This window comes from Desulforegulaceae bacterium (assembly GCA_034006035.1).
In the GTDB taxonomy this organism is placed as follows: domain Bacteria; phylum Desulfobacterota; class Desulfobacteria; order Desulfobacterales; family JACKCP01; genus JACKCP01.
The window spans coordinates 112,646-135,164 of the sequence record JAVETN010000002.1 but is presented as its reverse complement, the minus strand read 5'-3'; the positions used below and the strand labels follow the sequence as shown (position 1 = coordinate 135,164).

The window sequence follows — 22,519 nt, the reverse complement described above, 5'->3', positions numbered from 1 at the left end:
GGTTGTTTAGTTTCAAAGTCAGGCTGATAATTTTTTGTTACTATTCAATTTCTAATCTGAAATTATCATTTCTGCTGTTTTTTAAAGACTGTTGTGTGGTTCTCAAAAGAGTCTTTGACTGTAGCTCCTTTGCTGGAACAACTTCAAAGTTGTATGTCTTCTGAACCCCGGGAGTTAAATCACTTCCGCTTTTTGGAGAACCAGTGAGATTGGTTACTCCGCTGAAGCTTATAGAGTAAGTTCCTATATTGTCAGGTGCTTCTACTCCTACAAGCATTGCAGAATGATAGCCGATTTTCAGGCTGGGAGTAAATGTCTTGCAATAATTGCTGTAGCTTGTTGCATACATTGTTCCAATGTAAGCCCCATCTATATAAAGTGCAAAGGCGTCATCTTTTGCACCTCCGTTATCGCAAACCGTAATTGAAACATTTCCTTGAACAACTTCATAAGTAATGGCATTTGAAGGCTTGCTCCAATTATCTTTTTCTTTTACTTGGGCAGTAACCTTATGGATACCTGTATCAAGAGAGGCTGGTATTATAAGTTCCAGAGCTGTTTCAGCAGCAGAATATATAAGTGCATCATTACCACCTATTGTTACTTTGTTTTCTGAAGTATTTGTGCTGAATCCGGCTCCGTACAGGGTTGCATAAATTCCCACTCCGTCCATATCTGGTGAAATTGAAGTCAGTTCAAGTTCTGAAATAATCTCAATTGAATCGGGCTTGTTTACCTTTGCGTCGGCAGTATCGTTTGGATGATTAATCTCAACACTTAAAGGACCCTTTGTGTATTCGTCAAGATACCAACCGGGTATGGTTATATTCATAGCTGTACCGTCTGAACGGATACTGTTTATTGTTGCCCATACTTTAAGATCATCATTGTCAGTTATTCTAATTTCAGGTTTAAGGTAGCTTTCAAAAGGCCACCATCCTCTTTGGATTTTGCTGAATCCGGATCCTGTAATATTGAAAGTCTTGTCTGTTCCATCGGGAATAATTTTATTTGGTTCAATTTTTTCTATTGATAGAGGGAAAATAACATTAAAATGAATAACTGCGTCTGTGTTTCCAATATCATATATAGTTTTAGTAACATTAGCTCCTTTATTGATAATTCCGGCAACTTCCGCCGCTAGTTTGAGCTGGCCTAAACCGGGTACAAATTTAGCCCCTATTTTTGCAGCTATTTTTGCAAGTATTTTTTCTGCAGCATCCTTGCCCATTTTTTTTGCAAGGGCAGTTGTAATAGGTCCTGGGGGTACGCTTCCAATATCCTGCCATAAAAGATCTATAAGTGATTTTATAGAGCCGCTCGCGTCACCGTTTAAAGCTTTTGTTACTACAATATCTACAAGTCCGGGAGCATTGTTCCATAAAATAGCTACAAAATCTTTTTCAGGAAGCGGAAGGACATCTTCCAATATAGGCCAGATGGCTCGTTCAATAATTGTTCTGAAATAAAGTTTATTCCAGACATCCAGCGATTTTATCTGGGTAGGTAAATGCTTTGTGCCAATACCTGGACTGATGACCTCAACTAAAGCATTTTTTCCTTTGGGATGGTTGAATTTTGTAGCAGTTGCAATAAAAAGAAGACCGTAACCTTGGGGACCTGCCATCCCGCTTAAACCAGTTATATGATCTTCAAGTATGGTTCCGTCAGAGGCAGTTATTTTTGCAGAAAGATATAATTGAGTATCGTTGTTTATAGCAATATTGCCTGAATCTTCATATTCATACACTTTTATATCATCTGCCACTTCAGGAGTAACCTCTGCGTTTTCTCCAAAAAGTCCAAGAAGTTTTTTAGACGCTTCAGGGGCTGTTTTTAATTTATCAGAATCTGCAATTAATTGTGATACATCTTTATAGGCATTGGTCAGTGCCTTATTTAATTCAGTGTCCCCATCACTTAAAACTTGAGGATTTTGTATCAATTTGTTTTTAAGAAGATCTTTTAAATTTCTAACAGAATCACGATTTGAAATTTCATCATAGATATTGGCTAATTCGGAATCTTTTATTAGTTGCTCCACCCCCAGTCCGTCCCATATAAGAGATAGGGCGGTTGACTCTTCATTCAGTGTGATATTGTTCTGATGTGGGAAAATAACTCCTGACAAATAGAGTCCATACTGAGGCACTGCAGGTGTAGATTCGTCTTTTTCAAGAAGAGCAGTTATAGTTGTTGGTTTGTTTAAATTTGCATCTGTTGAAAAATTTCCTTTTATATCAGGATAAATTTCTTGATCAAGATTTAGGGAAACATCAAGTTTTGTAAGATCCACATTAATATTTGGAGAATCTATAGTTCCATTAATCTTTCTTGTAATCTTTAGCCATAGAGAATTTGATTCACCTGCAACTGAAGTTACTGATACATAGCCTGTTTGTGCTTGGGATGGAAGGTTGAGTTTAAGCTCTGTATCTGATGTATTCTTTATGTTTTTAGAAGCTCCATTGAAATTTACGGACAATTCCGAATTAAGATTTTCACCTGTGAGAGTGACATTTGAATTTGAGCTGTTGTAAGCTGCTGTTTTGAGTAGAGGCATTGAATCTGTTCTTATCTGAAGTTCAATACCATGACTTCGTTTACCGTCAGCAGCAATGAAAAACTCAATAAGCCCTGAATCTATATTGTCGGGACCTGTGAAAGTGGCAATATTATTTATAAGAGAAGAGGCTTTCTGGGTTATAGCTCCTTCTAGAGTATTGAAAACACCAATGAGTTCATCTGCAGAACCTGGGCCGTTTACAATCTCTAGAGACAGTTCATCATCTGCTATGGAAAGATTTTCTATTCCTCTTGTAGCATTGTAAAGGCGTTTAATGAGAAGAGAATCTGCTATGGCAGACCTGTCAGCTCCTGGAGCTATAAGTTTAACATTATAAGTTTCTATTGTCTCTTCAGAGTCTTTAAGTCCGTCATTGTCATTATCCAGGTCCAGGTAGTTGGGAATCCCATCCTTGTCTGTATCCAGTGGTAAGTTTGGATTTGGCCCTGCCTGTACTGTGTCGTCGGCATAGCTTGTGTTATCACTGCTTGTGTCAAAGAAGTTTGGATAGCCATCACCATCTACATCGTTTAGTAAAGCAAGGGCGGCTGAATCAAGTTCGGGCTTTTCAGCTTGAGTGTAATATTCAACTCTGTCGGGTATCATATCGCCGTCAGTGTCAGTATCCCACCAGGCAGGCAGTCCATCATTGTCTATATCTTTGTTTTTAGGCCAGTCTTTTGCTGTAATGTAAAATTCAATAAAGTCGGGGATTGTATCTCCGTCGCTGTCTGCAGACAAATGGTTGCTGTCTATGGCCATTTCCAGATCGTCTGAAAGTCCGTCCATGTCTGTGTCTTTAAAAACTTTCGCCTCATATTCCCATTTCTCATCACTTTTGCCGGAGGAATCTGTGATAACAAGATAATAATCGCCTTGAGAAGGTACAGATACGCCTGCTCCTGTTATACCTACCTGAGTTGTAAAATCATACCTTTTTAAAGGGAGAGAGTTGCCGTAACTATCTACTATTGCAACTGAAGGAGACATTTCAGAATCGCCTCCATCTACCATGGCAGAATAGATCCCAGGGGCCATTTTAATCTTGTAATAATCAAGATCCGGACCTTTAGGCGAGTGAATCAGCCCAGAAATCTTAACAGGAATTTCACCTGCATCTTCGCTGACAGAGATGCCGTCATTTGTGTTGAAAGGGGTTTTTTCCTGTTCTTTGTATTCTTTGTATTTCGAACGTGTTGAATCCAGAGGATAGTCGTCTTCTATGTCAATAACACCGTCACCGTCAACATCGTCGTCGTAATAATTCCCTTTGCCGTCGTTGTTGAAATCAAAGTGGGATGCACGGTCATCAGGAAATGCATCATTGATGTTCAGAAACCCGTCACCATCTCTATCCAGGTCATCTTTATCTGCTATACCGTCTCCATCTGAATCTTGAATTAAAGTTATCAGGATTTCATCTTCAGCAGTGATGCCCTGACCATTGTCAGCTGTCAGCTTAAGTTTATATTCTCCTGATTTATCAGCATAAAAACCTGTTGATGGTGTATTTTTGCTGGTGAAAAAATACTGACTGTTTTCAGGAGCTGAAACCACTTGCCAAGTGAATTTGTTTCCTGAGCATTGGGTTCCGTCAATGAATATTATTTTGGAGTTTTTCGGGTTTGGAATGTCTGACGCCAGAGCTCCTTTACGATCTGGGCCGATATTGGCAATGGGGTCAGTATTTTTTTCCACTACGGTTATTATTACCTTATCTTTTAATGTTTGCTGAGAGCCTGCAGAAACAGTGAGTTCGAATTCCAAAGTTGTTTCAAGAAGGGTTTTTGGAGCTGTAAATCTGGCATTTAATTTGTTGCTGTCTTTTAAATCAACGGGGGTTCCTGAGAGCTGCTCCCATTTGATGTCTGTAACATCTTTTTCAGAACCTTTTATACTTCCGGAAAGTACTACTTCAGTACCTTCGACTTCAGTTCTATCTACTCCCGCATCAATAGTAAATTTTGAACTGTCCTCATCTGAGGAAGAGGAGCCACCTCCGCATCCAGATATAAATATCAATAAAAGCGGAACAAAAATTAGTTTGATAAGCTTGTTTTTCTTCATATTTCCCCCTAACATGTTTAGTTAGTTAGTTAGTTAGTTTTAGCTAGCTGAAGATTTAATCATCGTTTTGATTAAATCGAGGATAAAAAGAAACAGAAAAGTACCTGAATCAGCATACATTTTTAATAAAAAAAGAAAAACAAAAAATTTATATATATTTTTCATTGTTAACCAAGATAATTGGCTTTGAAGATAAAATTCTTTTATATCAAGACTTTATCTTTGAGAAAATCAAAAGCTCAAACTCGGATTTTTTAAAAAATCTGCTGTCTAAAGTATAAAAAATTAAAAAACCAAGCTTTGGTTAACTTATTTCTCTTTGTAGTGGTGTTTTTTGAGTGGATTGTTGATTTTTCTCATAAATTTTTGTAGGTAAAAAAACCTTTTAACAATGCTAAAAGGTTTGAAGGAAACCGGGAAAAGCTAGGTTTGAATTTCAGATATTGTTGTTGCACTAAATTTTAGCCGGCACTAGCTGCCAAAAAATTCAGTAAAATATTTTCCTGCTGTAAAGATTATTATAAAAGCAAGCATCCATTTAATTAAGTTTGCAGGAACAAATTTTTGCACCCTTGCTCCAAGGTAAATTCCCAAAAGTCCGCCTCCTCCAAAAAGAGCTCCAAGAAGCCAGTCCGGGGCAATGGACATTTCAGGGTAAAATGGAGCTATCAGAGAATAGAAAATTACTCCGGCTATTGAAGTAACAAAAGTTCCCATCAGTGCAGCACCTGCAACAATATAAACCGGGAGATGGAAAAAACTTATAAAAAAAGGAGCAATAATTGCCCCTCCTCCTATTCCATAAATCCCTCCAATTATTCCAACAATAAAGCTAAGGCTGAAAATCCCCGGAATTGATACATTAAAAGTTTCTTCGTAAAATTTAAAATTAAGGTGGCTAAAGTTTATTTTTATAATTTCAACAGGTTTGAAATCTTTGGTGTTTTTCTTTTTGATTTCACCTTTTTTCATCATTTTTTGGAAATGTTCTTCGCTTTTGTTCCCAGCTGTTTTTTTGTTTTTGGATTTTACAAGGTCTAAGATCATTTTTAATGCAATATAAAAAAGAACAAGACTGGCAAAAAATTTAAAGTTTTTTGGATCCGGAAGGTAGAGAACCCTTACCATTGCCCCGATAAACACACCTGGAAGGGTTCCTATGATGACAATTGCGGCAAGGGGCCATACAAGCCTTCCTTCTTTCCAGAACCTGTAAACACCGCCCGGGATTGCAACAATATTGAAAACCTGGTTTGTTGCACTTACAGAGGGATTTGTATAGGAAAGAAAAGACATTTGAAAGGGTAAAAGTAAAAACGCTCCTGAAACCCCGCCCATTGATGTGAAAAATGAAATTACAAAGGCTGTTAAAGGAGGAATCCAGATGGCAACTTCTATTCCTGCTGTTTGAAAAAACATTTCAATCCCCTTTTGATAATAGATAAAACTTTAATTTTGGCCGAGTAAAATATCTTAATATAAAAATCTTTTGTCAACTAAAAAAAAAGCGGCAGAAATATAATAAAATTATAACTGCCGCTAAAATCAAAATTTCCCTTGTTTGTTTTGGGGAAAAAAATCTCATTTATTCTTCTATATCCAGCCCAAATTCTGTATGAAGTGCCCTTACTGCAAGTTCAGTGTATTTTTCTTCGATTATACATGAAATTCTGATTTCAGAAGTGCTTATCATTTTTATATTTATATTTTCATCTGAAAGTGCTTTAAACATTTTTGAGGCAACACCCGAGTGTGATTTCATTCCAACGCCTATCACAGAAACTTTGGAGATATTTAGATCTCCAAGGACCTCAGTTGCACCGATTTTGTCTGCAGTTTGTTTTGAAACTTCCATTGCATCGTTAAAGTCAGTTTTTGGAACAGTGAAGGTAAAATCAGTAAGCCCCGAAGATCTTGTGTTTTGAATTATCATATCAACAACAAAGCCCGCATTTGAAATAGGAGTAAGAATTTTTGCTGCAACCCCGGGTTCGTCAGGAACGTTTTTTAATGTTATTCTAGCTTCGTTTTTATTGTATGTAATTCCTGAAACAAGTACTTTTTCCATATCTGTATCCTCGTTAACTACCATTGTGCCTTCCTCTTCTTTAAAAGATGATCTGACATGAAGCGGAACCTGGTATTTTTTTGCAAATTCCACTGATCTTATTTGTAATACTTTTGCCCCAAGACTTGCCATTTCAAGCATTTCATCATAATAGACTTTTTCCATTTTCCTTGCTTTTTTGCAAATACCAGGGTCGGTTGTATATATTCCGTCAACATCAGTATAAATTTCACACATATCTGCATGAATTGTTGCAGCAATAGCAACTGCAGAAGTATCTGAACCACCTCTTCCAAGAGTTGTTATATTTCCCTGTTCATCAACACCTTGAAATCCTGCTATTACAACAATATTTCCTTCATTTAAAAGGCTGGTTACTTTTTCTTTGCCTACAGTAAGAATTCTTGCACTTCCCGCCCTGGAGTCGGTTTTGACTTCAGCCTGATATCCAAGAAGAGATTTGGCTTTGTATCCCATGGATTTAAGACAGATGGTAAGAAGTGCTATTGTTATTTGCTCACCAGTTGAAAGAAGGACATCAAGTTCACGTTTGTCAGGGATTTCCGTAATTTCGTGTGCCATAGAAACCATTTTGTCTGTTGTTCCTCCCATTGCTGAAACAACAACCACTACTTTGTTTCCTTCTTCCCAGGTTTTTGCTACTCTTTTTGCGACATTTTTTATTTTTTCAATGTCGCTGACTGATGAACCCCCATATTTTTGAACAATAACACCCAATTTTTTATCTCCTTTTCTAGGAACAATTTTGTCTAAAAGCTTATTTTTTTTAGCAGAAGCTCCGCCTTTCGTCCACAGGAAATTAGCCTGATTTTTCTTTTGTCAAAACTTGTTATTTTAAATTCTATTATCAGGTCAAAATCAAAATCATTTTCAATCTTTTCAGGCCATTCAACAGCAAGTACAGAGTTTTGCTCTTCGAGAAGATCATTAAAACCTGTAAGCTCAAGTTCTTCTATTCCATAAATTCTGTATAAATCTGAATGGATAAGAAATGTTTTTCCCGGATAAGTCTGGATAATATTATAGGTAGGGCTTGTTATATAGTAAGCTGGGTCTGTTTCAATACCTTTGGCAAGACCTTGAACAAAAGTTGTTTTTCCAGCCCCCAAATCCCCTTTAAGAGCAATATAAAAGGGTGGCTTGATATTTTCACCAAGATTTTTAGCAAGATTTTTTGTCTGCTTTTCATTTTCTAAAACAAATTCTTTAATCAACATTTAACAAAGCTCTTTAAAAATATGGGGAAGATTATCAGCTGTTTCTAAAGGAAGGTATCCAAATGGACCTTTTTCTAAAGATATTATATCTGCTGAATATCCATGAATAAAAACACCTGCTTCGGCCGCAGCCTGAGGACTCATACCGTTTGCAAGAAAAGCTCCACAAATTCCTGAAAGAACATCTCCGCTTCCGCCTGCAGCAAGTCCTGGGTTACCTGTGGTGTTTATCTTTATTTTTCCATTGGGAAAAGCAATTATTGAAGAAGATGTTTTTAAAATAAGAGTGCATTTATATTTTTGTGCAAACTCTTTTGCCGACTTGATTTGATCATTTAAGATTTCCTCTGTGGAAACTTCTGAAATTCTGGACATTTCCCTGGGGTGGGGAGTTAAAATTACTCTTTTATCAAGGTAATTTAAAAGTTCTTTGTTTTCAGAAAGAAGATTTAATCCGTCAGCATCAATTAAAATAGGAATTCTGGTATTTTTTAAAAGAAATTCAATTATTTTTTTGGCGCCTTTTCCTTTTCCCATTCCAGGGCCCACTGCTATTGCAGTTTTGTCTTTAACAAATTCTTTTATTTCATTTCTTGATTGTTCAGAAAATTCTCCGTTTTCAGAAGAAACAGGAAATTTCATTGTTTCATTAAATGATGAACCTAAATCACAATCAAAAGGAGTGCAAAGGGTTACAAGTCCTGCTCCGCTTCTGTGGGCTGCCTTTGAACAAAGAAGGGCAGCTCCTGGTTTACTTGCTGAACCTCCAATTATTCCAAGGTGACCAAAACTTCCTTTATGGGAACTTGGCTCTCTTTTTTTAAAAAGAGTTTTTATATATTTTTTTGTTAAAATATTTATATTTTCTTCAAATTTGTCTGAAACAATAAAAGGAATGCCTATGTCTATGACAAAAAGTTTTCCCCTGTTTTTTTTGCCTGGTTCAATATAATGGGCAGGTTTTGCAAATCCAAAGGTTGCAGATATATTTGCTTTAATTGCTTTTTTAAGGTAGCGTCCAGTGTCTCCTTCTATTCCTGAGGGAAGATCAACTGCCATTAGATATTTATTGGAGTTGTTTATAAAATCAATGGTTTCTCCAAAAACACCTTTGGGAGCAGACTTTAATCCTGTACCAAAAATTGAGTCAATTACAATATCTGAATTTGCAATTATGTCTTGAATCTCTTTGGTAAGACTTGTGGATTCTTCAATTATTTCAATTCCAAGCTTTTTTGCTCTTTGATAATTTAAAAGGGCATCTTCAGGAAGCTTTTTGGAACTGGATAAAAAAACAATTTTCAGATCAAGGGCTTTTTTAAAAAGATATCTTCCAATTACAAATCCGTCTCCTCCGTTATTTCCCGGACCACAAACAATAACAATTTTTTTCTTGAAGATATCAATGTTTTCTTCAAGAACACGGACACAGCCCCTTCCTGCGTTTTCCATCAACACTTCACCTGAAAGTCCGAATTCAAAAATTGTTTTTTTGTCTATTTCGGGCATTACAGAAGAGTAGACAAGTCTTGAGCTTTCTGAAAACATTATAAGTTACCAATAAGTTTCAACATATCTCTTACAGCTTTTTCCATACCTACAAGAACTGCCCTTGAGACAATTGAATGACCAATGCTGAATTCATCAATTACATTTGTTCCTTTAAAAGCTTTTATGCTTGAATAACAAAGCCCATGTCCTGCATTAACCATAAGGCCCAATGATTTGGCATGGTTTGCAGAATTAATTATTCTTTCAAATTCCTGGTTTTGTTCAACTTGGTTTTTGGCGTCACAAAAATTTCCTGTATGGATTTCTATTGCGTCAGCTCCTATTTTTTTGGCAAGATCTATTTGCTCATTGTTGGGATCAATAAAAATAGTTACAGGTATGGCTGCGTTTTTAAGGTTTTCAACTGCATATTTTGTAGTGTCCAGATTTGAAATAAGATCAAGGCCGCCTTCGGTTGTAAGTTCTTCCCTTTTTTCAGGAACAAGGGTTACAAAGTCGGGAAGAATATCCATTGCAAATTTAAGCATTTTATCAGTGGTTGCCATTTCAAGAATAAGTTTTGTCTGAACTGTGTCTCTTAAAAGCCTGACATCCCTTTTCTGGATATGTCTTACGTCTTCACGAAGATGAACCACAATCCCGTCGGCTCCTGCAAGCTCTGCAAGTAAAGCTGCACTGACAGGATCTGGATAATTTATTTTTCTTGCTTCTCTTAGTGTTGCAACATGGTCTACATTAACAGCTAAAGTACTCATGGTTAACCCCCCTCGATTAATTTAAAAGTTTAGATATAATTATAATCATTAACGACGGATTATTTTAGTTTTTTATTGAAAATTTCATATAAAATTTTAAAGTTCAAGAAAATTCAAGGTCAAAATTTCATCTCAAATCAAATATTTTCACATCCACCAGGAAAGATTTTTATCATTTTCAATTATGGAGATAAGTTCTTTACTTTTTTTTGTCATAATTTTATCATCTTCATCGCTTGTTTCATGGTCATAACCCAAAAGGTGCAAAATTCCGTGGACAAGGAGCTGTGAAACTCTTTGTTCAAGTGTTATCCTGGCATCTTGAGCCTCTTTTAATGCAGTGTCTTCAGAAATTACAAGGTCTCCCAAAATTTTTATTCCCGGGATAATCATACTTTCATCATCCATGGGAAAAGAAAGAACATTGGTGGTTTTGTCAATATTTCTATACTTTTGGTTAATTTGCCTCATATCCTCATCGTTTGTTATTACAATTGAAATTTCAAAATCTTTACAGTCCAAGGCGTTTAAGATAAGAGCCGTCTTCTTCCGAAGGCTTTGGTTTGTTATCCTGGACTGGTTTTTCCTGTTTTGGAGGAGGATTTCCATCTTTTTTAGATTCTTCCTTTTCTTCTTCAATATATTTTATTCTGTGATGATGAATTCCGCTTAAAATTTTGTTGAAAATTTTAGCTATTTTATGGAGATCTTTAAGAGTAAGATTACACTCATCCAGCTGGTTGTCAGAAAAAGTTGAGTTTATCAGCTTGTGAACAACTCCCTGAATTCTTGATACGCTTGGATTATCAAGGGATCTGGTTGCGGCTTCAGTAATATCTGCAAGCATTACAATGGCAGCTACCCTTGACTGGGGTTTGGGGCCTGGATATTTGTAATGATTTTTTAAAGGTTCTTTTTCAGTTGTTTTTTGTTTTGCCTTTTCATAAAAATATCTTATAAGGCTTGTTCCATGGTGCTGACTTATTATAGCAGTAACAGCCTCAGGCAGCTTATATTTTTTTGCAAGGGCGATTCCGTCTTTTACATGGGCAGTTAAAATAAGCATGGACATTGAAGGGGAAAGCTTATCATGGGGGTTTTTGCCATGCCTTTGGTTTTCAATGAAATAAAGAGGTTTGTTCAATTTCCCTATGTCATGATAATACCCTCCCACCCTTGCAAGAATGGAGTTGGCATTTATTTCTGCAGCAGCAGCTTCAGCCATTGTTCCAACTATCATTGAGTGGTTATAGGTTCCAGGTGCTTCAAGCATCAGTCTTCTTAAAAGTTTTTGCTCAGGATTGGAAAGTTCCATTAGTTTTATATCTGAGGAGTAGCCAAAAATAATTTCAAGAAGGGGAGAAATTCCTCCTGTTAAAATACCTGATAAAAGACCTCCTGTAGCCGCAAAAAGCATTCCTATGGCAATTTCAAACATTGATATTTGTGGAATTTGAATAAGAAATGCTGGAGCAACAATAAGGTTTAAAAGGGCTAGCTTGGCTCCTGCTTTAACAAAAACCTGCCTTTCCCGGCATTCTTTAATCCAAAATGTACCCATTACCCCGTTTATCAGGAAGAAAATAAACAATCCAGCCACATTGGTTTCAAATATCATTGCACAGATAAAAGCACAGATTATTGCAATTGAATACGCCTGATACTGACCGAAAAAAAGGCAGACTATCATTGAGGAAGCAGCCACTGGTAAAATAATTTTCACAGCAGTATCAGGGATTGTATATCCTCCGTTGGAAAGTTCTGCAGTTGGAACAATAGAAAGAAGTTTTGCAAGGATTATATTAAAAATTATCACAAGGGTTAGAAAGAGGATGTTTTTGTTGGAGTTGCTTGTTAAATCAACCAGGTTTTTTAAAAAAGTCATATAGATGGCTATAATAAAAAAAAGTATTGAAATGCTTTTTCCCATTACCCCAAGCCACTGTTCTTTTGTATTGTTTTCTTTTTGATAGGCATTGAGTTTGATCATCTGGAGGGGATTAATTACATCTCCTTTTCTTACAATTATTTCTCCCTTGTTTATCTGGTAAAGAACTGGTGGCACGTTTTCAACGGCCTGATAAACTCTTTCCTGGGTTTCATTTTGGTTGATTGTTATATTTGGTCTTATAAGTCTTTGTGCAAAATCAACAATAAGGTTTACAATATTGTATGAGTAGTTTTTTAAAAGGGGATCTCCAATAATTCTTACCATTGTTTGGGCTTGATCAGGGCCATAAAACCTTTTGAGTCTGCTTGTGAAAGTTTCTTCACCAGTATAAATATCTCTTAAAGTTATTCCTTTTTCTTCTTCTTTCATTAAAACATTTTTATTTGACACCACACCATTTTCAAGAATTTGAACAACAATTTGTTTGAGAATCGAATTAAGATCTTCAGAAAATTTATTCTCAATTAAAAGGTTGAATGCTCCCTGGCTTATTTCAAATCCTAAATGGGTTTCAAAATTTTTTTTTGCAGCAAGATTGGGGAAGGGCTGATCTTCCGGGTTTTTCTCAATTTTTTCCAGTTCTTTTTTTCCGGATTCAAAGGCAAGATCTATCATTCTTGTTGTTTCATTGATCATTCTTGAGTCAAGATCGTAAACTGAAAAAACCCCTGAGGCTGCTTCGCGTTTTTTTTCTTCTGTTTTGCCTGGATGCTCAAAAACAGTATATTTAATAGATTTTATGGTTTTAGGTGCAATATCTCCGATTTTATAGTCACTTCCGGCAAAATAGAACAAGTCAGAGACAAAAAAGGCAAAAATTGCCGCTATGATTATTCCTGAAACAGGGATAATAATGGGACTGTCAAACCCAGACCCAAGTTTTTTAAAAAATTGAGAATGGTTTCTATTTTTCATTTTTATTTTCCGCAATTAGTTTTTCTCTTTTTTCATAGGCATCAATTATTTTTTTTACAAGAGGATGTCTTACAACATCATTTTGTGTAAAAAAAATAAACCCCATTTCATCTACATCCTGAAGAATCTCAAGGGCATCAATAAGTCCTGATTTTTTTGAGTTGGGAAGATCTACCTGGGTTATATCCCCTGTAACCACAGTATGACATCCAAACCCAATTCTTGTGAGAAACATTTTCATTTGCTCACTTGTGGTGTTTTGAGCTTCATCAAGAATTATAAAGGCTTCATTAAGTGTCCGCCCTCTCATAAATGCAAGAGGAGCAACTTCAATTACTCCCTGGGCCATGAATTTTTGTGCTTTTTCAAATGACAGCATATCATGAAGAGCATCATAAAGGGGTCTTAAATAAGGGTTTACTTTTTCAGCAAGATCTCCGGGAAGAAAACCAAGGGCTTCTCCAGCTTCAACTGCAGGTCTTGCAAGAATAATCCGGCTGACCAGTTTTTTTTGGAGAAAAGAAACAGCCATGGCCATGGCAAGGTATGTTTTACCGGTACCTGCAGGGCCGACTCCAAAGACAATGTCCTTTTCCCTCATGGCATCTATATAATCTTTTTGAGATTTGTTTTTTGGGGACAGATGGCTTTTTTTTGAAGAAATAAACACAGTATCAAGAAAAATATCTTTCAGTCTTACATTGTCATCTTTACTTAATATCTGAACTGCGTATTCAACATCTCTTGGAAAAACAGGGTAGCCGTGTTTAATTACAGAGCAGAGCTCTTTTATTACTCTTGATGTAAACTCGACATTTTCGGGCTCTCCTTTTATCATTACTTCATTGCCCCTTGACTGAATTGAAACGGGAATCAAGTCTGATATTTTTATAAGATTTTTATTGTGTTCTCCGAAAACCTGGTTTGCCTGGCTTTGTTCAGTTATTTTAATTTTTTTTACAAATTTGTTTTCCATAATCTTTTCATAGTCAGGTTAAAAAAAAGAGGCCGTGAATCATAAATCAAAATTTATGATCATAACGGCCAGGGTGAATTATGTATTTAATTATTTGCATGTCAAGTTATATAATATATAAATTAATTTGCAAATCAATTCAGCTTTGAAGTTTTTGTAAATTTATTGTTTAATGGTTAACTCAAAGTTAAACTCTTTTGATTTCTACCTGGTTAAAACTAAATTAAAACGGGGGATTAGATGAACGGACTGGATATTGCAATTTTGTGCATTCTGGGTTTTACATTGATAAGAGGGATAATGACCGGGCTGGTTCAGTCAGTTTCAGGGGTGATTGGAGCTGTTGCAGGATTTTATGGAGCTTATTTTTATTATCCCACTCTTGCTGATTTTCTTGGAAACTGGGTGGAACCGGGTTCAGCTCTTAATATAGCCTCTTTTTTTATAATTTTTTGTGCAATTGTAATTATTGTTACAATTCTTGGCAAGATACTGAAATGGATAATGAAAATAGTTTTTTTGGGCTGGGTGGACAGATTGGGAGGCGGAGTTGTTGGCTTTCTTAAAGGGGGAATTATTGTTTCAGTTCTTGTTATAGTTCTTACCACTTTTCTTCCTCCTAAAAGTTCTCTTCTTAAAGAATCCTCTCTTATTCCCTATGTTTCAAGCTTTTCCGAATTAATGATGGAGGTTGTTCCCTCGGATTTTAAAGACGGTTCTTTTAATTTAAATATGGAAACTTTAAAAAAGCTCCAGGAAAAAGCAAATAATGGCAGATAATTATTTTTTAGATCCTCTTATGGATCTTATAGGGATATTAAAAAGTGAAAAAGGCTGCCCCTGGGATAAAAATCAAACTCCTTTTTCTTTAGCTAAATATCTTGTGGAAGAATCTCATGAAGCCTATGAAGCAATCCATTCTGGAAAGATTGAAAGTATAAAAGATGAGCTTGGTGATACTTTATTCCAGCTTTGTTTTATTGTTCTTCTTTATCAGGAACAAGGCCTTTTTACTTTTGAAGATATTGTTGAAAAATCTGTTTCAAAAATGAAATTTCGGCATCCCCATGTTTTTTCAGATGAAAAAGCCTGTTGCGAAGAAGAAGTGAAAAAAATTTGGGAAAATGTAAAGCAGCTTGAAAAAAAAGATAAATTTAAATCTGTAATGGACAGTGTTCCTTCGGGACTGCCAGCTCTTATGAAAGCTTTGGAAGTCTCAGAAAAAGCAGTAAAATGCGGATTTGAATGGAGTGATCTTGAAGGGGTTTTTGAAAAGGTTTTTGAAGAAATAGAAGAACTAAAAGAAACCTTTGATAAAAAACTTGATTTTGAAGATAAGCAGATGGAATTTGGGGATCTTTTATTCACTCTTGTAAATTCAGGACGTTTTCTTGGGATTGAAAGTGAAGCTGCCCTTTTAAAAGCCTGTGACAAGTTTGAAAAAAGATTCAGGTGGATGGAAAAAAAAGTTTTATCCGAGGGAAAAGAATTTGAAAGTATTGACAGAATAGAACTTGAAAATTTCTGGGAAATTTCAAAAAAAATTTACCCTTGAATTGAAAAATTTGGTTTCTAAAATAAAAAAACAATTGTCCCTTTGAAAAGAACAACTAAAAACAACGTTGTTTTTTTGCTGATTAAAACAATCATTTGACTTAAAAATCAATTAGTTAAGTTTGTTTAATTTTTCAAAAACAGTATAGGCAAGAGCTGTGCTTTCCCTTGCAATAGATTTAAGCTCATCAGGGATATTGTTTTTTTGACTCATTCTTAAAATTTCCTGGGAGTTTTCCTGGATTTTGTCTGCAAGGGGTTTTATATCTTCCATATCTATTGAAGAGTTCCCAAGAAGCTTTGAAAAAATCTCAAGATCTGAAAGCATTTCATTTAATCCGGTTTCAAGAATTTTTGCAAAATCCTGATTTGACTCTATTTTGTTTAAAGGATTTATAAATGATGGTTGAAAAATATCTGAAACCTGCCGGGGTTGTGGATTTTTGATTAATTCTGGTTTTGATACAGCATTTTCCAGAATTTTTGAAAAGGATTCACCAGAGTTATTGTCTGGTTTTTTTGTTTTTGGAAGAACTCCTGCTTTGGAAAGGAGTTCGTTTATTGAAAATATCTGGTCGTTCATTTAAGCCTCTTTAATGTTAAAAGATTTTCTTTAAAAAAGAATAGCAAAAATCAGACCAAAAACTAAGCCTGAACTAAAAAAGTTTAAAATTTCATATATTTAATCTAATTTCTTTGGCAATATGAAACTTTGTTTCAGGCTTAAATCAAATCATTAATATGGGCTCCCAGAATTTTTTCTGCAACTTTTCCAGAAGAGATATTGTATGTACCTGAGTTTATTTCGTTTTTAAGACGCTCTATTTTGGAGGCTCTTGATTCAACCCCTCTGTCTATTTTTAAATTCTCAGGAGAATATATTGGTGATGATTCAAGCTCTGATTTTCTTTCACTGGAATTTCCTATGGAAACTTTGTCTGTAATTTCAGATTTTGTTTTTTCCAGTTTCTCAGTTTTTGCTTTTTCAGGCTTGAGCTGATTTATTGCTTCTTTTAAAAAAGAACCTGCTATTTTCATTTCTTATCTCCTTCGTCTTCGGCAAGATCTTTAATTGGCAAATCATATGAAAGCTCTTCCGTTTTTGTCTTTGAATTGTCAATTCCTTTAAAGGAGAAAGTGTTTTTTCTTTTTGAATTTCCATCTATTTCATAATAACTGAAGTTGTTTTTGTATTTTTCAAGAAAGCTTGATTTCCCTCCAGGTTCCTGTCCAGGTCTGCTTCCAAGGTTTTTTTCAGGTTTGATATCTGGATCTTGTTTTGTGAGTTTTTGTAAGATATCTGATGCAACCTTGTCAATTACACCTTGTTTCTTGCCTTCAGGCGAAATAGAGATTTTGTCTACAGCTGTATTCTTCATACTTTCAGGGCGAGCTTTTGCATTGAGCTTGTTTTGGCTCACTTGCCTGCTGTATGCTTTTAATACATTATGTATTTGGTATGCTGGTATTTGCATATTCACCTCTCCTTATTTAATATCTATTTCGGCAGGGAAAAAAATTCCTTGAATTATTTTTTATTTTTTCAATAAATAGGGGTAATTGTCAAGGAAGATATCTTGAAACATAGGCCCGGATAAAAGAAAGGTGAGAGCGAAAGGCTATTTCAGGCAGATCTTCATAATTAAAAAACTTACAATCCATGGCATCGTCACCTGGAAAAATTTGCCCGGAAAAATTTTCCACCAGATATCCTGTGATGGAAACACTGCCGTATAAAATACTTGGGTGACTTAAAGCTCCTATTATATTTGAAATTTCACCGGTTATCCCTGTTTCTTCATTAAGTTCTCTGAGTGCAGTTTCTTCAGGAGTTTCACCAATTTCCATAAATCCCCCGGGAAGGCACCACATTCCAATTTTTGGTTCAACACTTCTTTTTACCAAAAGAATTTTTCTCTTGTTATTAACAACTACGCAACAGGAGGCAGGTACCGGGTTTTCATACAAGGGCTGATTGCAGACCTTGCAAAAAAGTCTTGTTCTTCCTTCAATAAATTTTTTATCAAGCTCAAATCCGCAAAAATGACAAAATTTTTTTTGTTTCAAAATATGACCTTTGAATAAATCTGGTTAATCATAATAAAAGCCGGAAAGTTTCCGGCTTTTTATTTAAAAGATTTTGTTTTATTAATAAGAATTAATCGTCAAAGTTTCCCTCAGGGCCTTTATCACTTGTGATAAGTTTTGCTTTTTCAATTATTTTTTCTTTTGTCCATTCATTGGGATCTTCAATTCTTGATGCTTTGGGCCCTGGATCATGGCCTCCTTTTTCAAGGATTTCATTTATTGCGTAATCTGCTGTATCTTTTGCGTTGAAAACATTTACAAGATAATCATAGGCAAGATCTTCAACTCTTTTTGCCATTTGTTCTTTAACTTCTTTTTCAATTCCCATTATTCTGTTTTCAAAGGGTCTGTTGAGTTTTTTGAAATCATTGCCTTTTATATTGTTTTTTCTTGCGTATTCATTCATTTCTTCCCAGATATCTTCAGGAAGTCCTTCTCCTTTAATCTTTTTCAAGTCTCCGTTTGAATCAAGGATGGCATTTCCATAGTTATTTACTTCAACTCCCCATCCTACCATTTGAAGAGCTGTGGCAACATTTGCTTTTGTTGTGGCTGTTTCTTTGACAATCTTTTTTAGTTTTTCAGTGCTGTTTCCTGAAGTTCCGTGCTGGGCACCTGATATTTTATAAGGTGAAAGAGCACGGTGAATTTCTGCTGTAAGCTCTATTTGGATTCCTTCTTCGTTTGTTTCTATTCCATGGGTGGTTCCATTGTTAAGGGCAATCCAGTTTGGAAAAATATTATGGGCATTAAGACCCTGGATAAGAAAAAGTGCCTCTTCAGGAGTTGAAAGCCCCAAATCTCCTTTAATTTCTCCAACTTCAGTTTCAAGACCTGCCCATGGGGGAATAAGGTCGTATAGTTCAATGTTTGCAAGAAGATTAAGATCGTCTCTCATATGGGAAGCATCTATGGCAATGGATGTTATTCCGCTGTCAAATAAAGACGGGATTTCTCTTTTTGCAGCTGGAAGTTCACTTTCTTTTTTAATTCCGTAGTGATCTGCATGAACTGCTACAGGAATTGTTATTCCAAGCTCATTGCATACAGCATCAACTTGTCTTGCTATATTCCACAGGTTTATAGGGCAGTAAGCGTTGGCTCCGCCTTCGGATCTTGCAATTTCAATTATAATTGCAGCATTGGCCCTTTGGGCTGCCTGGAGAACTCCTCTTAAAACAATATGGTTCCTTGTATTGGCAGCTATTGTCATGCATTTGCCTTTTTTAAGCATTGCAAGGTCAATATACTTTCCTGATACAATAAGGGCCTTTGAGTTTGGAAACAATCTTCTGATGTTGGGCGGCCTTCCAATTTCAACAGCTTTTTCAAAATCAGCTGGTTTTACAGGCATTTAATCCTCCTTAGAATAAACTTTTTTATAAATTATGAATTTAATTTTATTGTGAACCGGTATTTATCTTTTTAAGTACAATTTTATCTTATCAATATAACATTTGCAGTTTCAACTTAAAAGTTCAATATAAAAGTTACTGCAAAAGGTGTAACCAAAGTAAGGATAAACCCGCTGAAAACTGCAGCAGCAGCAATTTCCCTTCCTGAATACTTTGCAATTACAGGCAAACAAGTGTCCATTGAAGTTGCCCCTCCTGAAGCAACAGGAGAAAGGGGGCCAAAAAATCTGACAAAAAACGGTGTTAAAAGAAGGGTTAGGATTTCCCTTGAAATATTTGATAAAAGAGCTGTCATTCCAAGTGTTTCCGAATGAATTTCTGCTATAATTATACTTGAAAGTGAATAATATCCAAATCCTGACCCCACAGCCAAAGCCTCTTGGATTGAAATTTCTTTTATGGCAAGGGAAATAAGTCCTGAGCCTATAAGAGTGCCTATAATTATTGATAAAGGTATTAAAACAAGCTTAAAGCTTTTACTCAAGAAGAAAAACCAGGTTTTTTTATCCGAGCCCATGGTAACCCCCACCAGAAAAAGGATGAGGTAAAGAGCATAATTAGAAAAAGAGTTTTTTATTAAAAACTCGGGTAAAAACTTGTAGATCCCAAGAACAAGTCCCAAAATAAAACAAAATGTTATAATTAAACTGTCTTTCATTTTTTTTCCTCTTTTTTTCTGAAAATAAAAAAATAAACAGGAATGGAAAAAACAATACTTCCCGCTATTGCGGATATGGAAATTAAAATTCCGTTTACTCCAGATGAATAAAAAGTGGTTTTTATTTTTTCATCAAGTCCTGCTTCTGCTCCAAAAAGAAAAAGAAGAAGAAAAATGGAAAACATGGTTGCTTTTTCAAAAAAAGAAATAGCTTTTTTGTTTTCTCTTAAAAAAACACCTGTTAAAATTCCTGCAAAAAGAAATAAAAAAAATTTCAGCATTTTAGATTCCCGATATTAATACTTTTCATAAAGATTCAGGGAAATTTATATTTGAAAAAAGTCTTTTGTCAAACTAAATGTCAGAGATTAACTTTGAATTTTAATTATTTCAACCTGGCTTTTCTTAATTTTTTGATGGAATTAGGTGGGCTGTGTAAAAAAATATCTGCCAAAAATTTTTAAGGGTTTTCCAGGATAGAAAAATATGCAAATATGATATTTTTTTAATATTCAAAGGCTTTTTTAAAGTCCTGAACTCAGTGATTTTGCCTTTCCTGCAAATAAGGGTAAATTGAAAACCCCAGTTTGGGGAGGTAATTGTTTTTATGAATTGAAAGGTATTAAGATGAAGTTGATAGATGCAAGAAAACTATCGTGTCCAGCCCCTGTAATTGAAACTAAAAACTTTCTTGATTCTAATTCAGAGTGTAAGCAAATTTGCGTTCTGGTTGATAATCAGCCGGCATTTGAAAATGTTTCAAGATTTCTTTCTAACTATGGATTTGAAGTAGAAGTTTCAATGGAAAAAGAAACCTATAAATTAATAGGAACAAGTCAGGGTAGAGAAGTTAAACCCTTAAGCTTGGTTGAAAGCGAGTTTTCAAATATAAAAACTTTAATTATGATTTCCAAAGATGAGCTGGGATCTGGTGACAGCATTCTTGGAAAAAGTCTGATGAAAAATTTCATTGCCACCTTAAATGAATATCAAGGTTTGTGGATGCTTGTTTTTGTAAATGGAGGAGTAAAGCTTACAATTAATGATTCTTTAGTTTTGTCAGATTTAAAAAATCTTGAAAAATCCGGAATTAAAATTCTTGTCTGCGGAACCTGCCTTGGTCATTATAATCTTTTAGAATCAAAGGAAATTGGGGAAACAACAAATATGCTTGATATTGTTACAAGCTTAAACCTTGCTGACAAAGTGATTTCAATCTAATTCAATCTAAATTGACGAGTTTATATTTTTAAATACAAACTTTAAAATAAACTCAGGCTTTTGTGTTTAAAAACATGAAATTTTTGGGGAAATTTTACTATATTTTATTGGGATAAATTTTAAAATTGCTCAACTCAGGTTTAATTAGATTTTAGTTTTTTCCAAAATATTCAATTACTTTTATAGGTTCTTTTAGTGAGTTTGTTTTTAAAATATGATTTAAGGTTGCAATTTTTTCAAGATCTAAAATTGTATCTTTTTCCAGGACAACTTTTCCTGAAGCTGTTGTTATTTCTTTGGCAAGAAGATCTCCGGGTTTTAATTCATGGGGTTTAACTTCAATTTTTGCTGTGTAGTCAAGTTCTTTGTTTTTAATTAGATCAAGCATTAATTTTAAAATATCGGGATCAAAAAGAGAAAATGTATTTTGTTGAAGACTGTGCATAACCGAATTTTCAATCAAAGTATTTCTGTCTATTTTATCAGGTGATATTTTTTTATTTTTGATAAAATTTTCTATTGAAGACTTAAGCCTTTGGGGATTTATATGCATTTTGTCATAATAGTCTGCTATGGAAATTATTCTTGATTCCATGGGGATGTTTTTTTCTTCAAGCCCGTCTGGAAATCCTGAACCATCGTAGTTTTCATGATGATGTCTGATTATTTTTGAACAGGTATCCAGCTGGGGAATAAACTTTAAAATTTCCTGGCCTTTTTCAGGGTGGCTAATATAGTCCTTTGTTTTGGAAACTTCAATAGACTCAGAGTCTGAACTTTTTTCTTCTGGAAGGGAGAGTCTGCCTATATCATGGAGAAGAGATGCTATTTCAAGGGTTCTCAGCTCTTTTTTTGAAAGATCCATGGCAATTCCAAGTTTGATTGAAATAGAAGATACTCTTCTTCCGTGTTGGGAAAGTTTGGGATTAATTGTAAATATAAGACTGTCAATTGATCTTATGGCGTTGAAAAGATTTTCTTTTAGCTCCTTGTTTGAACTTATGAGTTTTGCATTTTTTCTTGAAGCTTCAATGGTTCTTTCTTTAACTTTTTCTTCAAGTTCTTTGTTTTGTTTTGCAACTATAGCAAGAAGTCTTTTGTTTTCAAGAACAAGCTCATATTGTCTGAGACCATCAATTACAAGTTCAATAAAGTCTTGATCTTCCCATGGTTTGGCTATGAATCTGTGGATTCCTCCTTTATTGATAGCATCAACAAGAGCATCCATATCAGTATGTCCTGTGATAAGAAATCTTATTGCAAAAGGAGAAATTGCCTTTGCTTTTTTAAGAAAATCAGCACCCTTCATTTCCGGCATTCTTTGATCTGAAATTATCAATGAAAAAGCCGGTTTTTCTTTTTTTAAAATTTCAAGGCCTTTTTCAGGAGAAGTTGTTGTTGTAATTTCGCAGGGAAGTTTTCTTAAAATTCTTTTTATGGCTTTTAATATACCCTCTTCATCATCAACAACAATAATTTTGTGTTTATATTTTAAATTTGCTTTATTTTCCATTTAAGTCTTTTCCAATTAAAAT

At 35.0% G+C, this 22,519-nt stretch carries 20 protein-coding genes; 3 read left to right on the top strand and 17 right to left on the bottom strand.

Annotated features, from left to right (window positions below):
* Positions 1–40: 40 nt before the first annotated feature.
* The 9 genes from RBR53_02540 to RBR53_02500 all read right to left on the bottom strand — a co-directional run bounded on the left by RBR53_02540 (position 41) and on the right by RBR53_02500 (position 14,048).
* Complete coding sequence (locus RBR53_02540; protein MDY0131524.1) at positions 41–4,633, bottom strand: IPT/TIG domain-containing protein; 4,593 nt, start codon at positions 4,631–4,633, stop codon at positions 41–43.
* A gap of 471 nt (positions 4,634–5,104) precedes the next feature.
* Positions 5,105–6,052 (bottom strand): sulfite exporter TauE/SafE family protein, encoded by a 948-nt coding sequence (locus RBR53_02535; GenBank protein MDY0131523.1) that lies wholly within the window; start codon positions 6,050–6,052, stop codon positions 5,105–5,107.
* Positions 6,053–6,218: 166 nt separating this feature from the next.
* A complete protein-coding gene (locus RBR53_02530; GenBank protein MDY0131522.1) occupies positions 6,219–7,439 on the bottom strand; it encodes an aspartate kinase in 1,221 nt (406 codons plus the stop codon).
* 32 nt (positions 7,440–7,471) lie between these two features.
* Positions 7,472–7,939 (bottom strand): tRNA (adenosine(37)-N6)-threonylcarbamoyltransferase complex ATPase subunit type 1 TsaE, encoded by a 468-nt coding sequence (tsaE, locus tag RBR53_02525; protein ID MDY0131521.1) that lies wholly within the window; start codon positions 7,937–7,939, stop codon positions 7,472–7,474.
* Positions 7,940–9,487: an NAD(P)H-hydrate dehydratase gene (locus RBR53_02520; GenBank protein ID MDY0131520.1), complete on the bottom strand. Its 1,548-nt coding sequence runs from the start codon at positions 9,485–9,487 to the stop codon at positions 7,940–7,942.
* On the bottom strand, positions 9,487–10,206 hold the full coding sequence (locus RBR53_02515; protein MDY0131519.1) for a pyridoxine 5'-phosphate synthase: 720 nt from the start codon (positions 10,204–10,206) through the stop codon (positions 9,487–9,489). The genes RBR53_02520 and RBR53_02515 overlap by 1 nt, the downstream gene beginning before the upstream one ends.
* Before the next feature lie 147 nt (positions 10,207–10,353).
* Entirely contained in the window at positions 10,354–10,815 is a 462-nt protein-coding gene (gene ybeY / locus RBR53_02510) for an rRNA maturation RNase YbeY (GenBank protein MDY0131518.1), read from the bottom strand.
* Complete coding sequence (locus RBR53_02505; protein MDY0131517.1) at positions 10,718–13,072, bottom strand: HDIG domain-containing protein; 2,355 nt, start codon at positions 13,070–13,072, stop codon at positions 10,718–10,720. Before RBR53_02505 ends, ybeY begins: the two co-directional genes overlap by 98 nt.
* Entirely contained in the window at positions 13,062–14,048 is a 987-nt protein-coding gene (locus RBR53_02500; protein ID MDY0131516.1) for a PhoH family protein, read from the bottom strand. Before RBR53_02500 ends, RBR53_02505 begins: the two co-directional genes overlap by 11 nt.
* Before the next feature lie 240 nt (positions 14,049–14,288).
* On the opposite strand from RBR53_02500, the gene RBR53_02495 reads away from it, so the two are divergent.
* A complete protein-coding gene (locus tag RBR53_02495) occupies positions 14,289–14,828 on the top strand; it encodes a CvpA family protein (GenBank protein ID MDY0131515.1) in 540 nt (179 codons plus the stop codon).
* A complete protein-coding gene (gene mazG, locus RBR53_02490; protein ID MDY0131514.1) occupies positions 14,818–15,603 on the top strand; it encodes a nucleoside triphosphate pyrophosphohydrolase in 786 nt (261 codons plus the stop codon). Before RBR53_02495 ends, mazG begins: the two co-directional genes overlap by 11 nt.
* Positions 15,604–15,714: 111 nt before the next feature.
* Here the strand turns inward: mazG and RBR53_02485 are convergent, their stop codons facing one another.
* The 7 genes from RBR53_02485 to RBR53_02455 form a co-directional block, all read right to left on the bottom strand.
* Positions 15,715–16,185, bottom strand: coding sequence for a hypothetical protein (locus RBR53_02485; GenBank protein MDY0131513.1), 471 nt, complete (start codon positions 16,183–16,185; stop codon positions 15,715–15,717).
* A 140-nt stretch (positions 16,186–16,325) separates the two neighbouring features.
* Positions 16,326–16,640 carry a flagellar biosynthesis anti-sigma factor FlgM gene (locus tag RBR53_02480; GenBank protein ID MDY0131512.1) on the bottom strand — a complete coding sequence of 105 codons (315 nt, stop codon included), beginning with the start codon at positions 16,638–16,640 and terminating at the stop codon, positions 16,326–16,328.
* Positions 16,637–17,077 (bottom strand): DVU0524 family FlgM-associated protein, encoded by a 441-nt coding sequence (locus tag RBR53_02475; protein MDY0131511.1) that lies wholly within the window; start codon positions 17,075–17,077, stop codon positions 16,637–16,639. Before RBR53_02475 ends, RBR53_02480 begins: the two co-directional genes overlap by 4 nt.
* Before the next feature lie 88 nt (positions 17,078–17,165).
* Entirely contained in the window at positions 17,166–17,669 is a 504-nt protein-coding gene (locus RBR53_02470; GenBank protein ID MDY0131510.1) for an NUDIX hydrolase, read from the bottom strand.
* 91 nt (positions 17,670–17,760) lie between these two features.
* A complete protein-coding gene (locus tag RBR53_02465; GenBank protein MDY0131509.1) occupies positions 17,761–19,044 on the bottom strand; it encodes a class II fructose-bisphosphate aldolase in 1,284 nt (427 codons plus the stop codon).
* Positions 19,045–19,160: 116 nt separating this feature from the next.
* Positions 19,161–19,763, bottom strand: coding sequence for a lysine exporter LysO family protein (locus RBR53_02460; protein ID MDY0131508.1), 603 nt, complete (start codon positions 19,761–19,763; stop codon positions 19,161–19,163).
* Positions 19,760–20,044, bottom strand: a complete 285-nt coding sequence (locus RBR53_02455) for a LysO family transporter (GenBank protein ID MDY0131507.1) — start codon at positions 20,042–20,044, stop codon at positions 19,760–19,762. Before RBR53_02455 ends, RBR53_02460 begins: the two co-directional genes overlap by 4 nt.
* 346 nt (positions 20,045–20,390) lie before the next feature.
* Here RBR53_02455 and yedF point away from each other — a divergent pair, with 346 nt between their 5' ends.
* Positions 20,391–20,984: a sulfurtransferase-like selenium metabolism protein YedF gene (gene yedF / locus RBR53_02450; protein ID MDY0131506.1), complete on the top strand. Its 594-nt coding sequence runs from the start codon at positions 20,391–20,393 to the stop codon at positions 20,982–20,984.
* A 151-nt stretch (positions 20,985–21,135) separates the two neighbouring features.
* Here the strand turns inward: yedF and RBR53_02445 are convergent, their stop codons facing one another.
* A complete protein-coding gene (locus RBR53_02445; protein ID MDY0131505.1) occupies positions 21,136–22,497 on the bottom strand; it encodes a response regulator in 1,362 nt (453 codons plus the stop codon).
* Positions 22,498–22,519 lie beyond the last annotated feature (22 nt).

Coding starts and splice junctions, on each gene's coding strand:
- mazG (MDY0131514.1), top strand. CDS start 14,818: ATGGCAGATAATTATTTTTTAGATCCTCTTATGGATCTTATAGGGATA.
- RBR53_02515 (MDY0131519.1), bottom strand. CDS start 10,206: ATGAGTACTTTAGCTGTTAATGTAGACCATGTTGCAACACTAAGAGAA.
- RBR53_02520 (MDY0131520.1), bottom strand. CDS start 9,487: ATGTTTTCAGAAAGCTCAAGACTTGTCTACTCTTCTGTAATGCCCGAA.
- RBR53_02475 (MDY0131511.1), bottom strand. CDS start 17,077: ATGCAAATACCAGCATACCAAATACATAATGTATTAAAAGCATACAGC.
- RBR53_02480 (MDY0131512.1), bottom strand. CDS start 16,640: ATGAAAATAGCAGGTTCTTTTTTAAAAGAAGCAATAAATCAGCTCAAG.
- RBR53_02445 (MDY0131505.1), bottom strand. CDS start 22,497: ATGGAAAATAAAGCAAATTTAAAATATAAACACAAAATTATTGTTGTT.
- yedF (MDY0131506.1), top strand. CDS start 20,391: ATGAAGTTGATAGATGCAAGAAAACTATCGTGTCCAGCCCCTGTAATT.
- tsaE (MDY0131521.1), bottom strand. CDS start 7,939: ATGTTGATTAAAGAATTTGTTTTAGAAAATGAAAAGCAGACAAAAAAT.
- RBR53_02495 (MDY0131515.1), top strand. CDS start 14,289: ATGAACGGACTGGATATTGCAATTTTGTGCATTCTGGGTTTTACATTG.
- RBR53_02505 (MDY0131517.1), bottom strand. CDS start 13,072: ATGAAAAATAGAAACCATTCTCAATTTTTTAAAAAACTTGGGTCTGGG.
- RBR53_02455 (MDY0131507.1), bottom strand. CDS start 20,044: ATGCTGAAATTTTTTTTATTTCTTTTTGCAGGAATTTTAACAGGTGTT.
- ybeY (MDY0131518.1), bottom strand. CDS start 10,815: ATGGAAATCCTCCTCCAAAACAGGAAAAACCAGTCCAGGATAACAAAC.
- RBR53_02465 (MDY0131509.1), bottom strand. CDS start 19,044: ATGCCTGTAAAACCAGCTGATTTTGAAAAAGCTGTTGAAATTGGAAGG.
- RBR53_02540 (MDY0131524.1), bottom strand. CDS start 4,633: ATGAAGAAAAACAAGCTTATCAAACTAATTTTTGTTCCGCTTTTATTG.
- RBR53_02485 (MDY0131513.1), bottom strand. CDS start 16,185: ATGAACGACCAGATATTTTCAATAAACGAACTCCTTTCCAAAGCAGGA.
- RBR53_02500 (MDY0131516.1), bottom strand. CDS start 14,048: ATGGAAAACAAATTTGTAAAAAAAATTAAAATAACTGAACAAAGCCAG.
- RBR53_02460 (MDY0131508.1), bottom strand. CDS start 19,763: ATGAAAGACAGTTTAATTATAACATTTTGTTTTATTTTGGGACTTGTT.
- RBR53_02535 (MDY0131523.1), bottom strand. CDS start 6,052: ATGTTTTTTCAAACAGCAGGAATAGAAGTTGCCATCTGGATTCCTCCT.